Consider the following 16966-nt stretch of genomic DNA (forward strand, 5'->3'; position numbering starts at 1 on the left):
GTAAGTGTTGCAGCGGTTAGAATCACGCTTTACCCTCACTTTTCTCACCTGCATGCAGCAAAGTCGCCTCCTGTTTTTCCGCCTGGCCGGCCAGTTTCGCCGCTATGGCGCCATCGTTGCCGTCACCTTGCTGGCTGTCGGGGTGGCGTCCGCCACCGATGTGCTGTTAATCCGTCAGTTGCAAAACGTCGTCGACGCCATGCGCGAGACGGCCAGCACGCAGGTGGCGCCCGCATCGGGCGTGATGGGCATGCTACAGGGCTGGGTCGACCGTTTCTTGCCGGCACAGGCGGGGCAGGTGGACTTGTGGGTGATTCCCGCCACCATCCTGGGCCTGGCCGTGCTGCGCATGGTGTCGAGTTTTGCCGGCGATTACGGTTCCGTCTGGCTATCGAGCCGCGTGCAGGCCGATTTGCGCGAAAAAATGTTCGCCACCATCATGCGCCTGCCCAGCCGCTTTTTCGATACCACCACCACTAGCCTGACGCAGTCGCGCGTGGCCTTCGACGCGAGCCAGGTGTCGCAGGCAGGCTTGAACGTGCTCAACGTGATGGTGCGCGATTCCGTCGCCACCGTCGGCTATTTGATCTTGCTGTTCAGCATCGACGTGAAGCTGGCCCTGTTCTGCATGGCGTCGATGCCCATCGTGGCCATCGTCGTGACCCTGGCGGGGCGCCGCATGCGCCACCTGAGCAAGAGTTCGCAGCAAGCCGTGGGCGAGTTGACGTCCGTGCTCGACGAAAGCATCGCCGGCCAGCGCGTCGTGAAAATCTTCGGCGGCCAGGATTATGAACAGGCGCGCTTTGTCGACGTGGTCAAGCGCAACCGCCAGCTGGCCGTCAAGCATGCGGCCACGTCGGCCATGAATTCCGGCTTCATCATGATGCTCGTCGGTATCACCTTGTCGTCCGTGATCTATTTCGCCATGCTGCGCGCTCAAAGCGGTGCCATCACGCCGGGAGCCTTCGTTGCCTTCATGGGCGCCTTGATGGCCATGCAGTCGCCGATCAAGAATTTGACGAAGATCAATGAGCCGCTGCAACGGGGTTTGGCGGCGGCCGAGTCCGTTTTCGGCCTGATCGACACGCCGCTGGAACCGGACCCGGGCACAGTGGCCCCGGCGGCCGTGCAGGGCAATTTGTCCTTGCAGAACGTGCAGTTCCGCTACAACAGCGACGACCCTGACGCGCCCACGGCCTTGAGCGACATCACGCTCGACATTCGCGCCGGCGAGACGGTGGCCCTGGTGGGCGGCTCCGGCGGCGGCAAGACAACCTTGCTGGGCTTGCTGCCGCGCTTCTATGACGTCAGCGGCGGCCAGATCCTGCTCGACGGCGTCGACCTGCGCGACTACGCCTTGCTGGCCCTGCGGCGCCAGTTCGCCCTCGTCAGCCAGGATGTGATCCTGTTCAACGACACGATGGCGGCGAACATCGCCTACGGCGACCCGGCCCCGGACCAGGCCCGCATCGAAGCGTCGGCGCGCGCCGCCTACGCGCATGACTTCATCATGCAGCTGCCGCAAGGCTATGCCACGCAGGCGGGCCAGAACGGTTCGCGCCTGTCGGGCGGGCAACGCCAGCGCCTGGCCATCGCGCGCGCCCTGTACAAGGACGCGCCGATTCTCTTGCTCGACGAAGCCACCAGCGCGCTCGATACGGAGTCGGAGCGCTCCGTGCAGGCGGCGCTGGAAGTGCTGATGCGTAACCGCACCACCATCGTCATCGCCCACCGTTTGTCGACCATCGAAAGCGCCGACCGCATCGTCGTCATGCAGGGCGGGCGCCTGGTGGAGTCGGGCAGCCACACGGACTTGCTGCGGCAGGGCGGCGCGTATGCGCGCCTGCATGCGAGCCAGTTGTCGCCAGTTAAGGATAGCCTGGGCTGAGGTGTGGCGCGCCAGCGCATCCGCCGGGCCGGAGCCTGACCAGCAGGTCCGTCCCGGCCTTTTTTCATGGGGCGGCAATCGTGCCCATGGCGCAGGGCGCTTGCCTTTATGATGGTGGCCGCAAAGCAATATGATCAATGGAGCAACATGAAGAATCAACAAACGATGCGCTGGGTGCTGGCCGCCGCGCTTGGCATGAGCGCGGCCTTGCCGTTGGCGGCGCGAGCCCAGACCCCAATGCCGGCAAGCGCAATCGATCAAGCACAGGAAGAGGACAAGACCATGTATCTGGATCAAAATTTCATGCCAAGCAACCAGCGCCGCGCCACCTATGCGCTGCGCACGCCGCCCGTGCGCGACGAGGCGCTTGGCGCCTGGCACGTGCGGCTGGAATTTCCCGACACGCCGGGCGTGCTGGCCTTTGAAACCTACACCACGGATCTGGACCTGAGCCAGGTCAGGTTCGTGCGTTTTCGCAAGCACTACTACGAGAATGGCCAGTTGCTGCGCGAAACCTATTTCAATGACCAGGGCGAGGAGCTGCTCGGCGGCTGCGTGTACTTTGAAAATGGCCAGGTCAAGCAGCGGGTGACGGCCTTGCCGAACGGGCGCGACAGCATCTCGGAAACGTATCACGAGAATGGCCAGTTGATGAGCCGCACCTTGTATCACGACGACGAGATGGCCGATGGCGAGCACGTGTCGTATGGCGCGAACGGGGCCGTCAGCAACCGCTCGTATCAACGCAATGGCAAGATGGATGGCGTGCAGGAATCGTTTTATGACGATGGCAAGCTGTTCCAACGGGGACAGTTCGTCGATGGCCAGCGCGAGGGCGAGTTTGTCACGTATGCCCAGGACGGCAAGGTGCTGGGCAAAACCGTCTGGGTGCACGGCCAGCCCGACGGCTGGTCGTTTGAAAGCCATGGCAATGGCGTCATGTCGAACAAAACGCTGTACCGGAAAGGCGCCGTGCTCAGCTTGCAAACGTGGGGCCCTAGTGGCCGGCCAGTGTTTGCTTGGCAAAAAGACGCGCAGGGGCGCGACCATGGCGACACGACGGACTGGCATGCCAACGGCGTGCGCGCCAGCGTGACCCCGTTCGTCAAAGGCCAGCGCCACGGCTTGCTGCAAACCTGGTACAGCGATGGCAGCCTGCGGCAGATCGTGCCGTACGAGCACGGCAAGAAGCACGGCATCGAGCGCCAGTGGGACAAGGCCGGCAAGCTGGTGCTGGAACAGGCTTGGCGTGATGACCAGCCGGTGACAGGCAGTTAGTTCCGCGCCGCCATTGCAGGTATCATGTATGTATTCCGGCCCGCCAGCAGGCGCGAAGCCGGCGGGATAACTGGAGGCAATGGTGGCGGAAGCGGAAGTATCGGCGATAGCCAGGGCGCAGGGCATGGCCTTGCAAAACATGCGCGTTGTCATGCGCGCGGCGCAGCGGCACTCGGCGCAGATCGAGAAGCAGTGCGGCGTGTCGGGTGCGCAATTGTGGGTGATGCAGGAATTGCTGGAGCGGCCGGGCCTGCGCATGGGCGAGCTGGCCGGCAAGATGTCGATCCACCAGACGACGGCCAGCAACCTGGTCGACGCGCTGGTGAAAAAATCCTATGTGCGCAAGGCGCGCGACCAGCCCGACCAGCGCGTGGTGACATTGACCCTGACGCTGGAAGGCCAGGCCGTGATCGCCGGCGCGCCGCAGCCGGCGCGCGGCTTGCTGCCCAGCGCCCTGAGCCAGCTGGATGCCGCCAGCCTGGCGCGCCTGAACCAGGGCTTGAGCGCCTTGCTGGCCGTCATCGCTCCCGATGACAGGCTGGCCGGCATGCAGCCGTTTCCGTTTACGATGTAGTGTCGCGACTGGCCTGCGGCAGCCGTTGCAGCTGCAGCTGCGCCAGCGCCCCGTACAGCGGTTCGCTCAGGACGCGCGAGACCGTGCTGGCCACGACGGCGCAGGCCATCAGGCTCAGCACCATGCCGTGGCCGTCGACCATTTCCATGACAATGATAAACGCCGTCAGCGGCGCCTGCGTGGCGGCGGCCAGGAAACCCACCATGCCCAGCGCGATCAGGGCCGGTGCGTGCGGGTAGTGCAGCAGCGCGGCGATATCGTGGCCGATACCGGCGCCGATGGCCAGGGACGGCGCGAAAATGCCAGCCGGCACGCCCGACCACACGGTCAGCCACGTCGCCACGTATTTGAAGGCAACAAAGGCGGGCGCCACGTCGGACGAGCCTTCCAGCATGGCGCGCGTGGCCACGGTGCCGCTGCCGAACGTGGCGCCGTGGCTGGCGATGCCGATGGCCGCCACCAGCAGGCCACACACGGCGGCGAACAGCACGGGCCGGCCTTTCCGCCATGCAAACAATTTCCCCAGCGGATTGCCCCGGGAGGAGGCCAGCAGCAGCCGCGCAAACAAGCCGCCCGCCACGCCCGCGACCAGGGTCACAAGCAAGCCCGGCAAGGCCAGCGCCAGGCCGATGGGGCCAGGATGGATGATGCCGAAGTGTGTGGCGTTGCCGTGGATCGACACGGCCATCATGCCGGCCAACACGATGCCGGCGACGATCAGGCCGCTGTTGCGCTGTTCCGGCGAGCGCGACAGTTCCTCGATGGCAAACATGACGCCGGCCAGCGGCGTGTTGAAGGCGGCCGCGATGCCGGCCGCGCCGCCCGCCACGAGCAGGGAATGGGCGCTGACCTGCGAGTGACGGGGCAGCCAGCGGCGCGCGGACAGCATCACGCCGGCGGCGATCTGCACGGACGGCCCTTCGCGCCCCAGCGATAATCCGCCCAGCAAGCCGCCCGCCGTCAGGACGATCTTCGCGGCACTGAGTTTCAATGAGACAAATAGCGAGCGCTGCTCGGGCGCGACGGCCGGGTCCAGTGTCGCCATCACTTGCGGGATGCCGGAACCGGCCGCGCCCATCGCATAGCGGCGCGTCAGCCAGACGAGCAGGGCGGCGCAGGCCGGCGTCCACAGCAGGGCGAACCACCAGGCCTTGCCGTTAAAAAAGAGAAACAGGTCCAGCGCTTCCTCCGCCAGCCACGTAAATCCCACGACGACGAGCCCCGCGATGGCGGCCATGCCGACGACGACGGCGCGCGACCACCACAGGCGCGGGTTGGCAAATTCATGCTTGAAGGCAGAGGGAATATCGTGCAAGTGCTTCATTGCGGCAAGTCCAGGAAGGGGCGCGCAGGGCGTCGGGGAGACTTGCCATTATATAGATGTATTTGCTCGAATGTATTTGCCTGCCCAGTTGTGGCGCTTCCATTGTGGACTTTTACACAAACAGCTCGCGCCGCGCGCTCTGGCTGATGGCCACGGTGGCCGGGTGGCGCAAGCGCCGCTCCGTGGTGATCGCGTAGACTTGCTCGACGAGGCTGTCGACCCTGCCCAGCGCCACCACGGCGTATTGCTCGCACACCTGGGGCGCGATGACGGTGGGGGCGAAGAACAGGCCGGCGCCCGACTGGCCGAAGGCTTTCATCATGGCGCTGTCGTCGAACTCGCCGACGATGCGCGGGTGCAGGTTGTTATCGCCCAGCCACTGCAGCAAGCGCCCGTAGATGGCGAAGTCTTCGCCGGGCAGCAGCAGCGGCGCGCCGTCGAGGCATTGCGGGAAGCCGCCCGTCAGGGTGGCGGCCAGGGCTGGCGTGCCGAACAGGGTCATGCCGCTTTCGCCCAGTAGATGGTTAAAGCCGCGCACGCTCAAGTGGGCCGGCATGGGACGGTCCGCCATGATCAGGTCGAGCCGGTGCACGGCCAGGTCCGCCAGCAGGCTGGCCAGCCGGCCTTCGCGGCAAATGATGCGCAGCGGTTCGGCCAGGCCCAGCGCCGGTTCCACGAGGCGGCAGGCGATCAGTTTCGACACGGAATCGGCGCACCCCACGCGAAACGTCGTCGTCGTGGTGCGCGACTGGTCGCGCACGATTTCCAGCAATTCATCGCCCGTGCTGAAAATGCTTTCGGCATGGCTGAGGATGCGCCTGCCCGTGTCCGTCAATTCCAGCTGGCGCCCGCTGCGGCGGAACAGTTCCACGCCCAGGGTGTCGGCAAATTCGCTGAGCTGCCCGGAAATCGATTGCGGCGTCAGGTGCAGCTGCTCGGCCGCGCGGGCGATGCTGCCCGTCTTGGCCACCATCCAGAAATAGCGCAAGTGCTTGAAATTGAGTGTCGACATGGTGTTTCCCGGCAGGTTAATACATCGATTTTTCCGATGTATTATTAAATTATATTCGATTTGTTCGATGTTTGTATTCGGACTATGATGGCTGCTCAATTCATGCAAGGAGAGTGTCATGGACTTCAGAATACAGACAGATGGTCGCGGAGGCCGCCGATGAATGGCCTGGAAAGTATTGCTACGGCACCCATGTGGGCCGGCTTCATCGCCTTTGTCCTGGTGATGCTGGCGCTGGACTTGTTCGTCTTTGGCGGCAACAAAGCGCACAAGGTCAGCGTCAAGGAAGCGGCCACGTGGTCGCTCGTGTGGGTCAGCCTGGCCCTGCTGTTCAACGGCGGTCTGTGGTGGTATCTGAACGGCACGGCCGGTCCCGAGATCGCCAACCAGAAGGCACTGGAATTTTTCTCCGGCTACCTGATCGAGAAAGCCCTGTCGGTCGATAACGTGTTCGTCTTCCTGCTGATCTTCAGCGCCTTCCAGGTGCCGATCCAGTACCAGCGCCGCGTGTTGATTTATGGCGTGCTGGGCGCGATCGTCATGCGCGCCGTGATGATCATGGCCGGCGCGTGGGTGGTGAGCGAGTTCAGCTGGGTGCTGTACCTGTTCGGCGCTTTCCTGTTGATTACAGGTATACGCATGCTGGTGGCGGCCGATGCGGAACCGGACGTGGCGAACAACCCCGTGCTGCGCTTTGCCCGCCGCCACTTGCGGGTGGCCGACGGCGACCATGGCGAACGTTTCTTCGTCGCAAAGAATGGCTTGCGCTATGTCACGCCCTTGTTCCTCGTGCTGATCCTGATCGAGGTGACGGATCTGGTCTTTGCGGTCGATTCGATCCCGGCGATTTTCGCCATCACGACGGACCCGTTCATCGTCTTCACGTCGAACCTGTTCGCCATCATGGGATTGCGCGCCCTGTACTTCCTGCTGGTGGACGTGGCCGACCGCTTCCACATGCTCAAGTATGGCCTGGCGATGGTGCTGGTGTTCATTGGCGCAAAGATGCTGATCATGCCGTGGTATCACGTGCCCGTCGAAGCGTCCTTGCTGGTGGTGGCGGTCCTGATCGTGGCTAGCTGCGTGGCGAGCGTGTTCATCACCCGCAGCGACAAGAAGTAAATGCCGTACCGCGCGCCCTGCAATGGCGGGGCGCGCTTTTTAACCAAGAATGGAAAGAGGAACTATGCGTACCTATGCAATGAACAGTCCCCAGGCAGCGGGACGTATTCTGGCCCTGATGATGGTGGTCGATGGCAACCTGGCCAGCGCCGAGCTGCAAGCGATGCACCGCAGCAAGATCCTTGATCACATCGACCTGGAGCCGGCCGCCTTCCAGCAACTGCTGCAAGACCTGTGCGATGACATGCTGACATCGACCGTGCATGGCGCCGTGCAACTGGCCAATGGCGTGATCGACAGCTTGCTCGATGAAATCACCGACCCGGACTTGCGCCGCAAGCTGCTGCAAACCATGTGGAAGATCGCCGATGCGGACGACTGGCTGGCCGATGGCGAAGCCGTGTTGCTGGCCCGCGCCAGCGCGGCATGGTCGGCGGAAACCAACTTCCGCCGGCATGCGGCGTAATTACTGCGCCTTGTGCCCCATGGCAATGACGGCGGCGCCGGCCAGGGCCAGGCCCACGCCGGCGACGTCGGTCCAGGCGGGCGTGACGCCGTCCACCAGCCACAGCCATCCCAGCGCCGTGGCGATATAGATGGCGCCATACGTGGCGTACACGCGGCCGCTGGCGGCCGGATGCAAGGTCAGCAGCCACACGAAGATCAACAGGCTGAGGGCGGCCGGCAACAGCAGCCAGGCGCTGCCCTTGTTGCTCAGCCATAGCATGGGCAGGTAGCAGCCCAGCAGTTCGGCCACGGCCGTGACAGTAAACAGCCCGAAAGTGCGGGCAAGGCTGGTCCATTCGATGGCGTCGTTCATTGCATTCCTGTTTTTTCAGTCGAGCCGCCATTGTAGACGGGTGAGCCTTCATTGAGCTGCAGGGCAACATACAGCAGCAGGCGGTCATCCGTGTCGTCCAGGTCCAGCCCCGTCAGTTCGGCGATCTTTTGCAGCCGGTAATCGAGCGTGTTGCGGTGGATGTGCAAGGCCCTGGCCGTGGCCATCGGGTGGCTGTGGTGGCGGAACCAGGCGGCCAAGGTGCGCATCAGGGTGCCCGACTTGCGGTCGTGCGCCTGCAGGCGCGCCAGGGTCTGGCGCAACTGCTCCGCCTGCCAACCGGCTTGCAGGCCGGACAGCAGCACGGGCAGGCTCAGTTCCAGATAGGAAAAAGTGGTTTGTTCGCCATCGCGGGCGCGGCCCACGCGCGCCGTCTGCTTCGCCGATTCATACGAGGCCGTCGCGCCATCGAGGCCCGGCAAGGCCACGCCCATGGCCAGCGTGGCCGGTGGTGCGAGCGCCTGCTGCGCCACCTGGTGCAGTTCGAGCAGGCGCTGCCTGGCCTGCGCCGCGCGCGCCTGCTGCGGGCCGCTGGCGGGAAAGGCGTCTAGCAGCACCAGTTCGCCCGGCGAGACGACGGCCATCAGCAGGGATGGCCAGCGGGCCGACAGGTCGGACTGCACTTGTTGCAGCTGCGTCAGCACCTGGTCGAGCCGCTCGCCCGGGCCTTCGCCCGCATCCGGTATTTCCAGCACGAACATGGCGCGCGGCACGCGCAAATCGACGGCCAGGCGCGCCGCCCACGCCTGCATGCTGGCGTCCGAAATGCCCGTGCGATAGACGAGCTGGAACACGAATTCCTCGCGGTAGCGCTTTTCGTGTTGCAGCTCGCTGACCAGCCGCGCCTGCTCCAGCATCATTTCCGCCATGGCCCGCACCAGTTCGCCGAACTGGCGCACGGCGTCCGGCTCGCCCGTCAGGCCCAGCACGCCGCAAATCTCGCCGCGCACCGTCAGGGGCAGGTTGATGCCGGCCCGCGTGCCGGGCAGTCTGGCCATGTCGGCCGCGCTGATTTCCACGCTGGCGCGCCGGGCCAGCGCCAGTTGCGCGCCCGGATGCAGGTCGCCCACGCGCTGCGGATCGCCGCTGGCCAGGATCACGCCGCGCGCATCGATGACGTTCACGCTGAAGGGAATGATGTGCATGGTGCGCTGGACGATGTCCTGCGCCAGGGGAAGGTCAATATTCGGCATGTGGTGTCCGTCTTGTGCATATGCATGGAATCATCGTATAAAGCACCATATTTCTTCATGCATCCGCACGATGACTGTTTCTGTGGGCGATTGTACGATGGGCTGGCCGTATCCCATAAAAAATAGTCAGGAGACACCCATGACCACCCATCCAGGCGCCAGCCTGTCCGCCGGCGCGTCCGCGCAGGACCGCGTGCGCGAAGGCGCCTACCGCAAGGTGACCTTGCATCTGATCCCCTTTATCTTCATCTGCTACCTGTTCAATTACCTGGATCGCGTGAATGTCGGCTTTGCCAAGCTGCAAATGCTCGATGCGCTGCAATGGAGCGAAAGCGTGTACGGCCTGGGCGCGGGCATTTTCTTCATCGGCTACGTGGCCAGCGGCGTGCCCAGCAATCTGCTGCTGCACCGCCTGGGCGCGCGCAAGGTCATCGGCACCCTGATGATTGCCTGGGGCATCGCCTCGGCCTGCCTGATGTTTGTCACCACGCCGGCCGCGTTCTATTCGCTGCGCTTTATCACCGGCGTGTTCGAGGCGGGCTTCTTCCCCGGCATCGTGCTTTACTTTACGAACTGGTATCCCGCGTCGCGCCGGGGCCGCATCATGGGCCTGTTCATGTCGGCCATCCCCATTTCCGGCTTGCTGGGCAGCCCCTTGTCGGGCTGGATGATGCAATCGTTCGCGGGCCACGGCGGCCTGGCCGGCTGGCAATGGATGTTCCTGCTGCAAGGCATTCCTACCGTGCTGCTGGGCTTTCTCGTGTACGTACTGCTCAATGATGGCATCGCCCAGGCGAAGTGGCTCAATACCGAAGAAAAGCAGCTGCTGCGCGCCGACCTCGACGAGGATGAACGCCAGCGTCGCAACAGCGCGAATACGGCCGACACCTTTGCCAGCGTGCTGCGCAACAAGCATGTGTGGATGCTGGGCCTCGTGTATTTCTGTATCCAGATGGGCGTGTACGCGATCAACTTCTGGCTGCCCACCATCGTCAAGTCGCTGGGTTTCGCCAGCCCCGTCGCCGTGGGCTGGATCAGCGCCATTCCCTATCTGTGCGCCAGCATCTTCATGATCTGGGTGGGCCGATCGGCCGACAAGCACAAGGAGCGCCGCTGGCATTTGAGCGGCCCCCTGCTGATGGCGCTGTGCGGCTTGCTGCTGGCGACCCAGGCGCACGGCAACGTGGTTATCGCCCTGATCGGCCTGTCGCTGGCGACCATGGGCGCGTTGTCCGGCCTGCCCATGTTCTGGCCCTTGCCGACGGCGTTTCTCGGCAGCGCGGCGGCGGCCGGCGGCCTGGCGCTGATCAATTCGCTGGGCCAGGTGGCGGGTTTCGTCAGCCCCTTCCTCGTCGGCTGGATCAAGGATGCGACGGGCGGCACCGACGTGGCCCTGTATATTCTTTCCGCAGTGATGCTGCTGGGCGCCATACTGGTGCTGCGCGTTCCCGCGCGCATTGTGAATCGCTGATGTCATCGAAGGAGGAATTGAGAATGACGACCACTGCGGCGCCGCGCGCCTTGCTGCAAGCCATGTTCCAGGCCGCCATCGCCGCGGCCCAGCCGTCGCACTGCATCCCGCCCCATCTGCCGCCCGCGCCCAAGGGCCGGCTGATCGTCATCGGCGCCGGCAAGGCGTCGGCCGCCATGGCGCAAGCCGTGGAACGGCATTGGCCGGGGCCGCTGTCGGGATTGGTGGTGACGCGCTACGGCTATGCCGTACCGTGCGAACGCATCGAGATCGTGGAAGCGTCGCATCCCGTGCCCGATGCTGCCGGCATGCAGGCGGCGCGGCGCATGCTCGAGCTGGTCGGCAACCTGCACGCCGACGACACGGTGCTGTGCCTGATTTCGGGAGGGGGGTCGTCCCTGCTGGCCTTGCCACTTGACGGCATCAGCCTGGAAGACAAGCAGGCGCTGAACCGCGCGCTGCTGGCGTCGGGCGCCACCATCGGCGAAATGAATTGCGTGCGCCGCCATTTGTCCGCCATCAAGGGCGGCAGGCTGGCGGCTGCCTGCCATCCGGCGCAAGTGGTGACGTTAGCCATTTCAGACGTGCCCGGTGACAAGCTCGGCGACATCGCTTCCGGCCCCACGGTGGGCGACGCGACGACGTGCGACGATGCGCTGGCCATCGTGCGCCGCTATGGCATGGATTTGCCGGACAGCATAAGAAAGACCTTGGAAAGCGGGCGCGGCGAATCCGTGAAACCCGATGATCCGCGCCTGGCGCGCACGCGCACGACCCTGATCGCCACGCCGCAGATGGCGCTGGAAGCGGCCGCTGCCGTGGCGCGCGCGGCCGGCGTCACGCCGTATATATTAGGCGACAGCCTGGAAGGCGAGGCGCGCGACGTGGGCAAGGTCATGGCCGGCATCGCGCTGCAGACGGCCGTACGGGGCCAGCCGTTTCCCGCCCCGTGCGTACTGCTGTCGGGCGGCGAAACGACGGTCACCGTGCGCGGCAACGGCCGCGGCGGGCGCAACGTGGAGTTCCTGCTGGCGCTGGGCATCGCGCTGGACGGCCACGAGGGCATCCACGCGCTGGCCGGCGACACGGATGGCGTCGACGGCCAGGAAGACATCGCCGGTGCGGTCCTGGCGCCCGACACCCTGCAACGGGCCTGGGCGCAAGGCATCAAGCCGCGCGACAGCCTGGACAACAACGATGGACACGGCTTCTTCCAGGCGCTGGGAGATAGCGTGATCACGGGTCCGACATTGACGAACGTCAATGATTTCCGGGCTATTTTGATTACCTGATTAGTTAAAATTTTCCAGGACGATTTTCCCTTTCGCGGTATTGCTTTCCAGCAGGGCATGCGCGCGTTTCAGGTTTGCCGCGTTGATCGTGCCGAAGCGCTCGGCCAGGGTCGTCTTGATGACACCTGCGTCCACCAGCTGCGCCAGCTCTTCGAGCAGTTCATGCTGCTGGACCATGTCGGCCGTCTGGAACAGCGAACGGGTAAACATCAGTTCCCAGTGCAGCGACACGCTCTTGCCCTTGAACTTGCGCACGTCGATGTGCTCGGGGTCGTCGATCAGGGCGAACTTGCCTTGCGGCGCGATCAGTTCCACGATTTGCTCGAAATGCTTGTCCGTCTGGTTCAGGCTGATTACATAATTGACGGGCGGCAAACCCAGGCGCGTAATTTCCTGCGCCAGCGGCAGGCTGTGGTCGATCACGTGGTGGGCGCCCAGTTCCCTGACCCAGTCCGCCGTTTCCGCGCGCGACGCTGTGCCGATGATGGTGACACCCGTCAACTGCCGCGCCAGTTGCACCAGCACGGAGCCGACGCCGCCGGCCGCACCGATCACCAGCAGGGACTTGCCGGTGAGATTTTTGTCGCGGCTGATCTGCAGGCGGTCGAACAGCAATTCCCAGGCAGTAATGGCGGTTAAAGGCAGGGCGGCGGCCGGAGCAAAGTCCAGGCTGGCCGGCATGTGGCCGACGATGCGCTCGTCGACCAGCTGGAATTCGCTGTTGCTGCCGGGGCGGTTGATGGCGCCCGCGTACCAGACTTTGTCTCCCACCTGGAACAGGGTCACGTCGGGGCCGACGGCAGTGACGACGCCGGCCGCATCCCAGCCCAGCACTTCCGGCTGGCCGTCTTTCGGCGCGCGGTTCTTGCGCACCTTGGTGTCGACGGGGTTGACTGAAATGGCCTTGACGGCGACGAGCAGGTCGCGTCCCGTGGCGACGGGCACGGGCAGTTCGATGTCGAGCAGGGCGTTGTCATCCGTGATGGGCAGGCTGTGGCGGTAGGCGATGGCTTTCATGGGTGTTCCTTCGGTAAACAGTGATGGCGCGGCCGATGGCGGTGTCGGATTGCGCGGGGCTGTGCCCCGCTAATCCGACCTACGCCATACAGGCTTGATGACGTATCATGAACATTTTCTCGCCCTGGAAACAGGGGGCGCGTACCGAAACACTTTCAAAGGAATGCTGAAAATTGCTGCGACTCGATGATTTGCAGGTATTTGTGCGCACGGCCGACCGGGGCAGTTTGTCGGCGGCCGCGCGCGAGATCGGCATTTCGCCCGCGCTGGCCAGCGCCGCCGTCAAGCGCCTGGAAGGGGAATTGGGCTTGCGCCTGCTGGCCCGCACGACCCGTTCGCTGAGCTTGACGGCGGAAGGCACGCTATACCTGGAACACGCGCGCGAAGCCTTGCGCCTGCTGCGCGCCGGCCACGCTGCGCTGCTGGCTGGCAAGGACAGTTTCGGCGGAACTTTGAAAATTGCCATGCCCTCGGATTTGGGCCGCAACCTGATGCTGGGCTGGCTCGACGAGTTCCAGTCGCGCCATCCGAAACTGCACTACCAGCTTAGCGTCAGCGACCGGGTGGCCGACATGGTGCGCCAGCAAGTCGACGTGGCCATCCGCTATGGGCAGCAGGACAATTCGAGCATGGTCGCCATGCCGGTCGCGCCCGCCAACGACCGGGTGCTGGTGGCGTCGCCCGCCTACCTGCGCGAATACGGCCCCCTGCTGGCGCTGGAAGACTTGGCGCAGCGCAATTGCCTGCGCTTCGCGCTGGAAGACGGCTTGCACGACCGCTGGACCTTTTACCGCCTGCCGCAGCGCGAGCAAGTGACGATATCCGTGAGCGGCAACCGCAGCGCCGACGACGCCGACCTGGTGCGCCGCTGGGCCGTGGCGGGCCTGGGCATCGCCTATAAATCGCGGCTCGATGTGGCTGGCGACCTGGCCGCCGGCCGCCTGCAAGCACTGTTGCCCCAGGTGGCGGGCGAGGCTACGCCCTTGCACCTGGTCTGCACGCACCGGGCGCAAGTGACGCCGCTGGTGCTGCAGCTGCGCGATTTCCTGCGCGACAAGTGTGCTGAATTATAAAAATAGCATTATTGATTACAACTCGTTGCAAATGGCAATCATGCGCAGGTCAACCAGGGCGTACCCTCAGGCATTCTGGTTGAAACCGCTTGAAGGACTGCCATGACCCCTCACCGAATATTGCCGACGACCTTGGTTTCCCTGTTGTTGCTGGCCGGCTGCGCCGCGACGGCGCCGCCGGCCGCGCAGCATGCCGTCGTCGCGCCAGACAATGCCGCGCAAGGCATCGCGATGCTCGAGCGTGTCAGCTGGGGCGTGAACGGGGGCAGCGCGCGCCAGTTACAAAAGGAAGGCTGGAGCGCTTACCTGCAGGCGCAATTGCATCCAGGTAAAGCCAGCCTGCCGCCCGCCGTGCAGGCGCAGATCGACGCCATGACGATCAGCCAGGTACCGCTCGATCAACTCGTCATGTCCGTGGAGCAAAAGCGCAAGGAGTCGGCTGCCGTCATGGACGACATGGCCAAGCAGCAGGCGCAAAAGGATTACCAGCAAGAACTCAACCGTCTGGCGCGCGAAGCGGCCACGCGTTCGCTGTTGCTGGACGTGTATTCGCCGAACCAGCTGCAACAGCAGCTGAGCTGGTTCTGGCTCAACCATTTCAGCGTGCACCAGGGCAAGCACAACTTGCGCGCCATGGTCGGCGATTATGAGGCGAACGCCATCGCCCCGCACGCGTTGGGGAAATTCCGCGACTTGCTGGGCGCGACCGTCCACCATCCGGCCATGCTGCGCTACCTGGACAATGAAGCCAACGCCGTCAAGCGCATCAATGAAAACTATGCGCGCGAGCTGATGGAGCTGCACACCCTGGGCGTGAACGGCGGCTACAGCCAGGCGGACGTGCAGGAGCTGGCGCGCATCCTGACGGGCGTGGGCGTCAACCTGGGCGCGGACACGCCGAAGGTGAAACCGGCGCTGCAGTCGCAATACGTGCGCCGGGGCTTGTTCGAGTTCAACCCGAACCGCCACGATTATGGCGACAAGCAATTCCTCGGGCAAACGGTGAAGGGCAGAGGCCTGGCCGAGCTCGATGAAGCGCTGGACCGCCTGAGCCGCAGTCCCGCCACCGCGCACTTTATCAGCGGCAAGCTGGCCCAGTATTTCGTTGGCGACAATCCGCCCGCGCCGCTGGTGGCGCGCATGGCGGCTACCTTCCAGCAGAGCGACGGCATGATCGCCGACGTGCTGCAAACCATGTTCAACAGCCCCGAATTCAAGCAGTCGCTGGGCAAGAAATTCAAGGACCCCATGCATTACGTGGTGTCGGCCGTGCGCCTCAGCTATGACGACAAGCCCATCCTGAACGCGGGTCCCATGCTGAGCTGGCTCTCGCGCATGGGCCAGTCTTTGTACGGACGCCAGACCCCGGACGGCTATCCTCTGACGGACGCCTCCTGGGCCAGCCCCGGCCAGATGACGACGCGTTTCGATATCGCCCGCACCATCGGTTCGGGCAGCGCCGGCCTGTTCAAGACGGATGGCCCGCAGCCGCAGGAAAAGGTGGCGTTTCCTCAGCTGGCCAGCGCCTTGTACTTCCAGTCGCTGCAGCCAACCTTGAGTCCGGCGACGCGCCAGGCTCTGGAACAGGCCGCTTCGCCGCAGGAGTGGAATACCTTTTTGCTGTCATCCCCTGAAATGATGCACCGCTAAGTTGAAACTGAAGGAATCGCCATGAATCGTCGTGATTTGTTGAAAGCCCTGGCCGCCGCGCCCATGTTGTCGCACGCGGGCAGCTTGCTGGCCGCGCCCGCCACGAATGCGAAGCTATTGTTCGTTTTTTTGCGCGGCGGCTATGACGCGAACAACTTGCTGGTGCCCATCGGCAACGATTTTTACTATGCATCGCGGCCGAATATCGCCATCGCGAAGCCGGGCGAGGAAAACGGCGCGCTGGCCTTGAACGCCGACTGGGCCATGCATCCGGCTTTGCGCGAAACCATCTATCCCATGTTTATGGGCGGTGAGGCGGCCTTCATTCCGTTTGGGGGCACGACGGATTTGACGCGCAGCCATTTCGAGACGCAGGACAGCATCGAGCTGGGACAGGAACTGGGCGGGCGCCGCGATTTCCGCTCGGGCTTTTTGAACCGGCTGGCGCAAAGCTTGAATGCCAAGCAAGGCAACCACGCCATTTCCTTCACGGACCAGCTGCCGCTGATCTTCCAGGGCGGCGTGCAGGTGCCGAACATGGCGTTGCGTTCCGTGGGCAAGTCGGGCATTGATGCGCGTCAAAGCCAGGTCATCGCGGCCATGTACAAGGGTACGCCCCTGCAGCAACCGGTCAGCGCGGGATTTGCCGTGCGCGACGATGTGACGAAGGAATTGACGGGCGAGATGCAGGCGGCCAACCGCAACGCCATCAGTACCAAGGGCTTTGAACTGGAAGCGCAGCGCATCGCCCGCCTGATGAAGGACAAATACAATCTTGGCTTCGTTGACGTGGGCGGCTGGGATACGCACGTGGGACAGGGCGGCGCCAACGGCTACCTGGCGGGGCGTTTCGATGAGCTGGGGCGTGGCCTGGCTGCGTTCTCGCAGGAAATGGGTAGCGAGTGGCGCAATACCGTCGTCGTCGTGGTCAGCGAATTTGGCCGCACCTTCCGCGAAAACGGCAACCGCGGCACGGACCACGGCCATGGCAGCGTGTTCTGGGTGCTGGGCGGGGCTATACATGGGAAACAGGTGGCGGGCGAGCAGGTGGCGATTTCGCAGGCGACGCTGTTCCAGAACCGCGACATGCCCGTGCTCAACGAATACCGGGCCGTGCTGGGCGGCTTGCTGCGCCGCACCTTCGGTTTGACGCCGGCGCAGCTCGATCACGTGTTTGCCGGCGTCAAGCCGGTGGAGCTGGGTCTCGTGTGATGCAGCGAACCGTCGTGTTACG

General features: G+C 64.3%; 15 protein-coding genes. 10 read left to right on the plus strand and 5 right to left on the minus strand.

Annotated features, from left to right (window positions below):
* Positions 1 to 52: 52 nt before the first annotated feature.
* From msbA to ASN89_RS08410, 3 genes are all read left to right on the plus strand, one after another.
* Complete coding sequence (gene msbA, locus ASN89_RS08400; RefSeq protein WP_058048967.1) at positions 53 to 1888, plus strand: lipid A export permease/ATP-binding protein MsbA; 1836 nt, start codon at positions 53 to 55, stop codon at positions 1886 to 1888.
* Between the two features lie 147 nt (positions 1889 to 2035).
* A complete protein-coding gene (locus tag ASN89_RS08405; RefSeq protein WP_161911762.1) occupies positions 2036 to 3166 on the plus strand; it encodes a toxin-antitoxin system YwqK family antitoxin in 1131 nt (376 codons plus the stop codon).
* Positions 3167 to 3290: 124 nt separating this feature from the next.
* Positions 3291 to 3740: a MarR family winged helix-turn-helix transcriptional regulator gene (locus ASN89_RS08410; RefSeq protein WP_235501912.1), complete on the plus strand. Its 450-nt coding sequence runs from the start codon at positions 3291 to 3293 to the stop codon at positions 3738 to 3740.
* On the opposite strand, the gene ASN89_RS08415 is transcribed toward ASN89_RS08410, so the two are convergent.
* Together ASN89_RS08415 and nhaR are read right to left on the minus strand one after the other, a co-directional pair.
* Entirely contained in the window at positions 3730 to 5064 is a 1335-nt protein-coding gene (locus tag ASN89_RS08415) for a chloride channel protein (RefSeq protein WP_058048969.1), read from the minus strand. The two genes, ASN89_RS08410 and ASN89_RS08415, sit on opposite strands and share 11 nt — an antisense overlap.
* A gap of 112 nt (positions 5065 to 5176) precedes the next feature.
* Entirely contained in the window at positions 5177 to 6076 is a 900-nt protein-coding gene (nhaR, locus tag ASN89_RS08420; RefSeq protein ID WP_046682401.1) for a transcriptional activator NhaR, read from the minus strand.
* 159 nt (positions 6077 to 6235) lie between these two features.
* Between nhaR and ASN89_RS08425 the strand changes: the two genes are divergently transcribed.
* Together ASN89_RS08425 and ASN89_RS08430 are read left to right on the plus strand one after the other, a co-directional pair.
* Complete coding sequence (locus ASN89_RS08425; protein ID WP_046682402.1) at positions 6236 to 7198, plus strand: TerC family protein; 963 nt, start codon at positions 6236 to 6238, stop codon at positions 7196 to 7198.
* Between the two features lie 64 nt (positions 7199 to 7262).
* Positions 7263 to 7664, plus strand: coding sequence for a TerB family tellurite resistance protein (locus ASN89_RS08430; RefSeq protein WP_235501913.1), 402 nt, complete (start codon positions 7263 to 7265; stop codon positions 7662 to 7664).
* On the opposite strand, the gene ASN89_RS08435 is transcribed toward ASN89_RS08430, so the two are convergent.
* Both ASN89_RS08435 and ASN89_RS08440 read right to left on the minus strand, forming a co-directional pair.
* Positions 7665 to 8018, minus strand: coding sequence for a YnfA family protein (locus ASN89_RS08435; protein WP_046682404.1), 354 nt, complete (start codon positions 8016 to 8018; stop codon positions 7665 to 7667).
* Entirely contained in the window at positions 8015 to 9229 is a 1215-nt protein-coding gene (locus ASN89_RS08440; protein WP_058048971.1) for a sugar diacid recognition domain-containing protein, read from the minus strand. The genes ASN89_RS08435 and ASN89_RS08440 overlap by 4 nt, the downstream gene beginning before the upstream one ends.
* A 139-nt stretch (positions 9230 to 9368) precedes the next feature.
* Here ASN89_RS08440 and ASN89_RS08445 point away from each other — a divergent pair, with 139 nt between their 5' ends.
* On the plus strand, positions 9369 to 10700 hold the full coding sequence (locus ASN89_RS08445) for an MFS transporter (protein ID WP_058048972.1): 1332 nt from the start codon (positions 9369 to 9371) through the stop codon (positions 10698 to 10700).
* Between the two features lie 23 nt (positions 10701 to 10723).
* Positions 10724 to 11992, plus strand: a complete 1269-nt coding sequence (locus ASN89_RS08450; protein WP_058048973.1) for a glycerate kinase — start codon at positions 10724 to 10726, stop codon at positions 11990 to 11992.
* Here ASN89_RS08450 and ASN89_RS08455 read toward each other — a convergent pair whose 3' ends face one another.
* Positions 11993 to 13009: a zinc-binding alcohol dehydrogenase family protein gene (locus ASN89_RS08455; RefSeq protein ID WP_058048974.1), complete on the minus strand. Its 1017-nt coding sequence runs from the start codon at positions 13007 to 13009 to the stop codon at positions 11993 to 11995.
* Positions 13010 to 13182: 173 nt separating this feature from the next.
* On the opposite strand from ASN89_RS08455, the gene ASN89_RS08460 reads away from it, so the two are divergent.
* The 3 genes from ASN89_RS08460 (at position 13183) to ASN89_RS08470 (ending at position 16944) form a co-directional block, all read left to right on the plus strand.
* On the plus strand, positions 13183 to 14082 hold the full coding sequence (locus ASN89_RS08460; protein WP_058048975.1) for a LysR family transcriptional regulator: 900 nt from the start codon (positions 13183 to 13185) through the stop codon (positions 14080 to 14082).
* Positions 14083 to 14184: 102 nt separating this feature from the next.
* Positions 14185 to 15732: a DUF1800 domain-containing protein gene (locus ASN89_RS08465; protein WP_058048976.1), complete on the plus strand. Its 1548-nt coding sequence runs from the start codon at positions 14185 to 14187 to the stop codon at positions 15730 to 15732.
* A 21-nt stretch (positions 15733 to 15753) separates the two neighbouring features.
* Positions 15754 to 16944, plus strand: a complete 1191-nt coding sequence (locus tag ASN89_RS08470) for a DUF1501 domain-containing protein (protein WP_058048977.1) — start codon at positions 15754 to 15756, stop codon at positions 16942 to 16944.
* Positions 16945 to 16966 lie beyond the last annotated feature (22 nt).

This window comes from Janthinobacterium sp. Ant5-2-1, assembly GCF_001445815.1.
Lineage (GTDB): Bacteria > Pseudomonadota > Gammaproteobacteria > Burkholderiales > Burkholderiaceae_D > Janthinobacterium > Janthinobacterium lividum_E.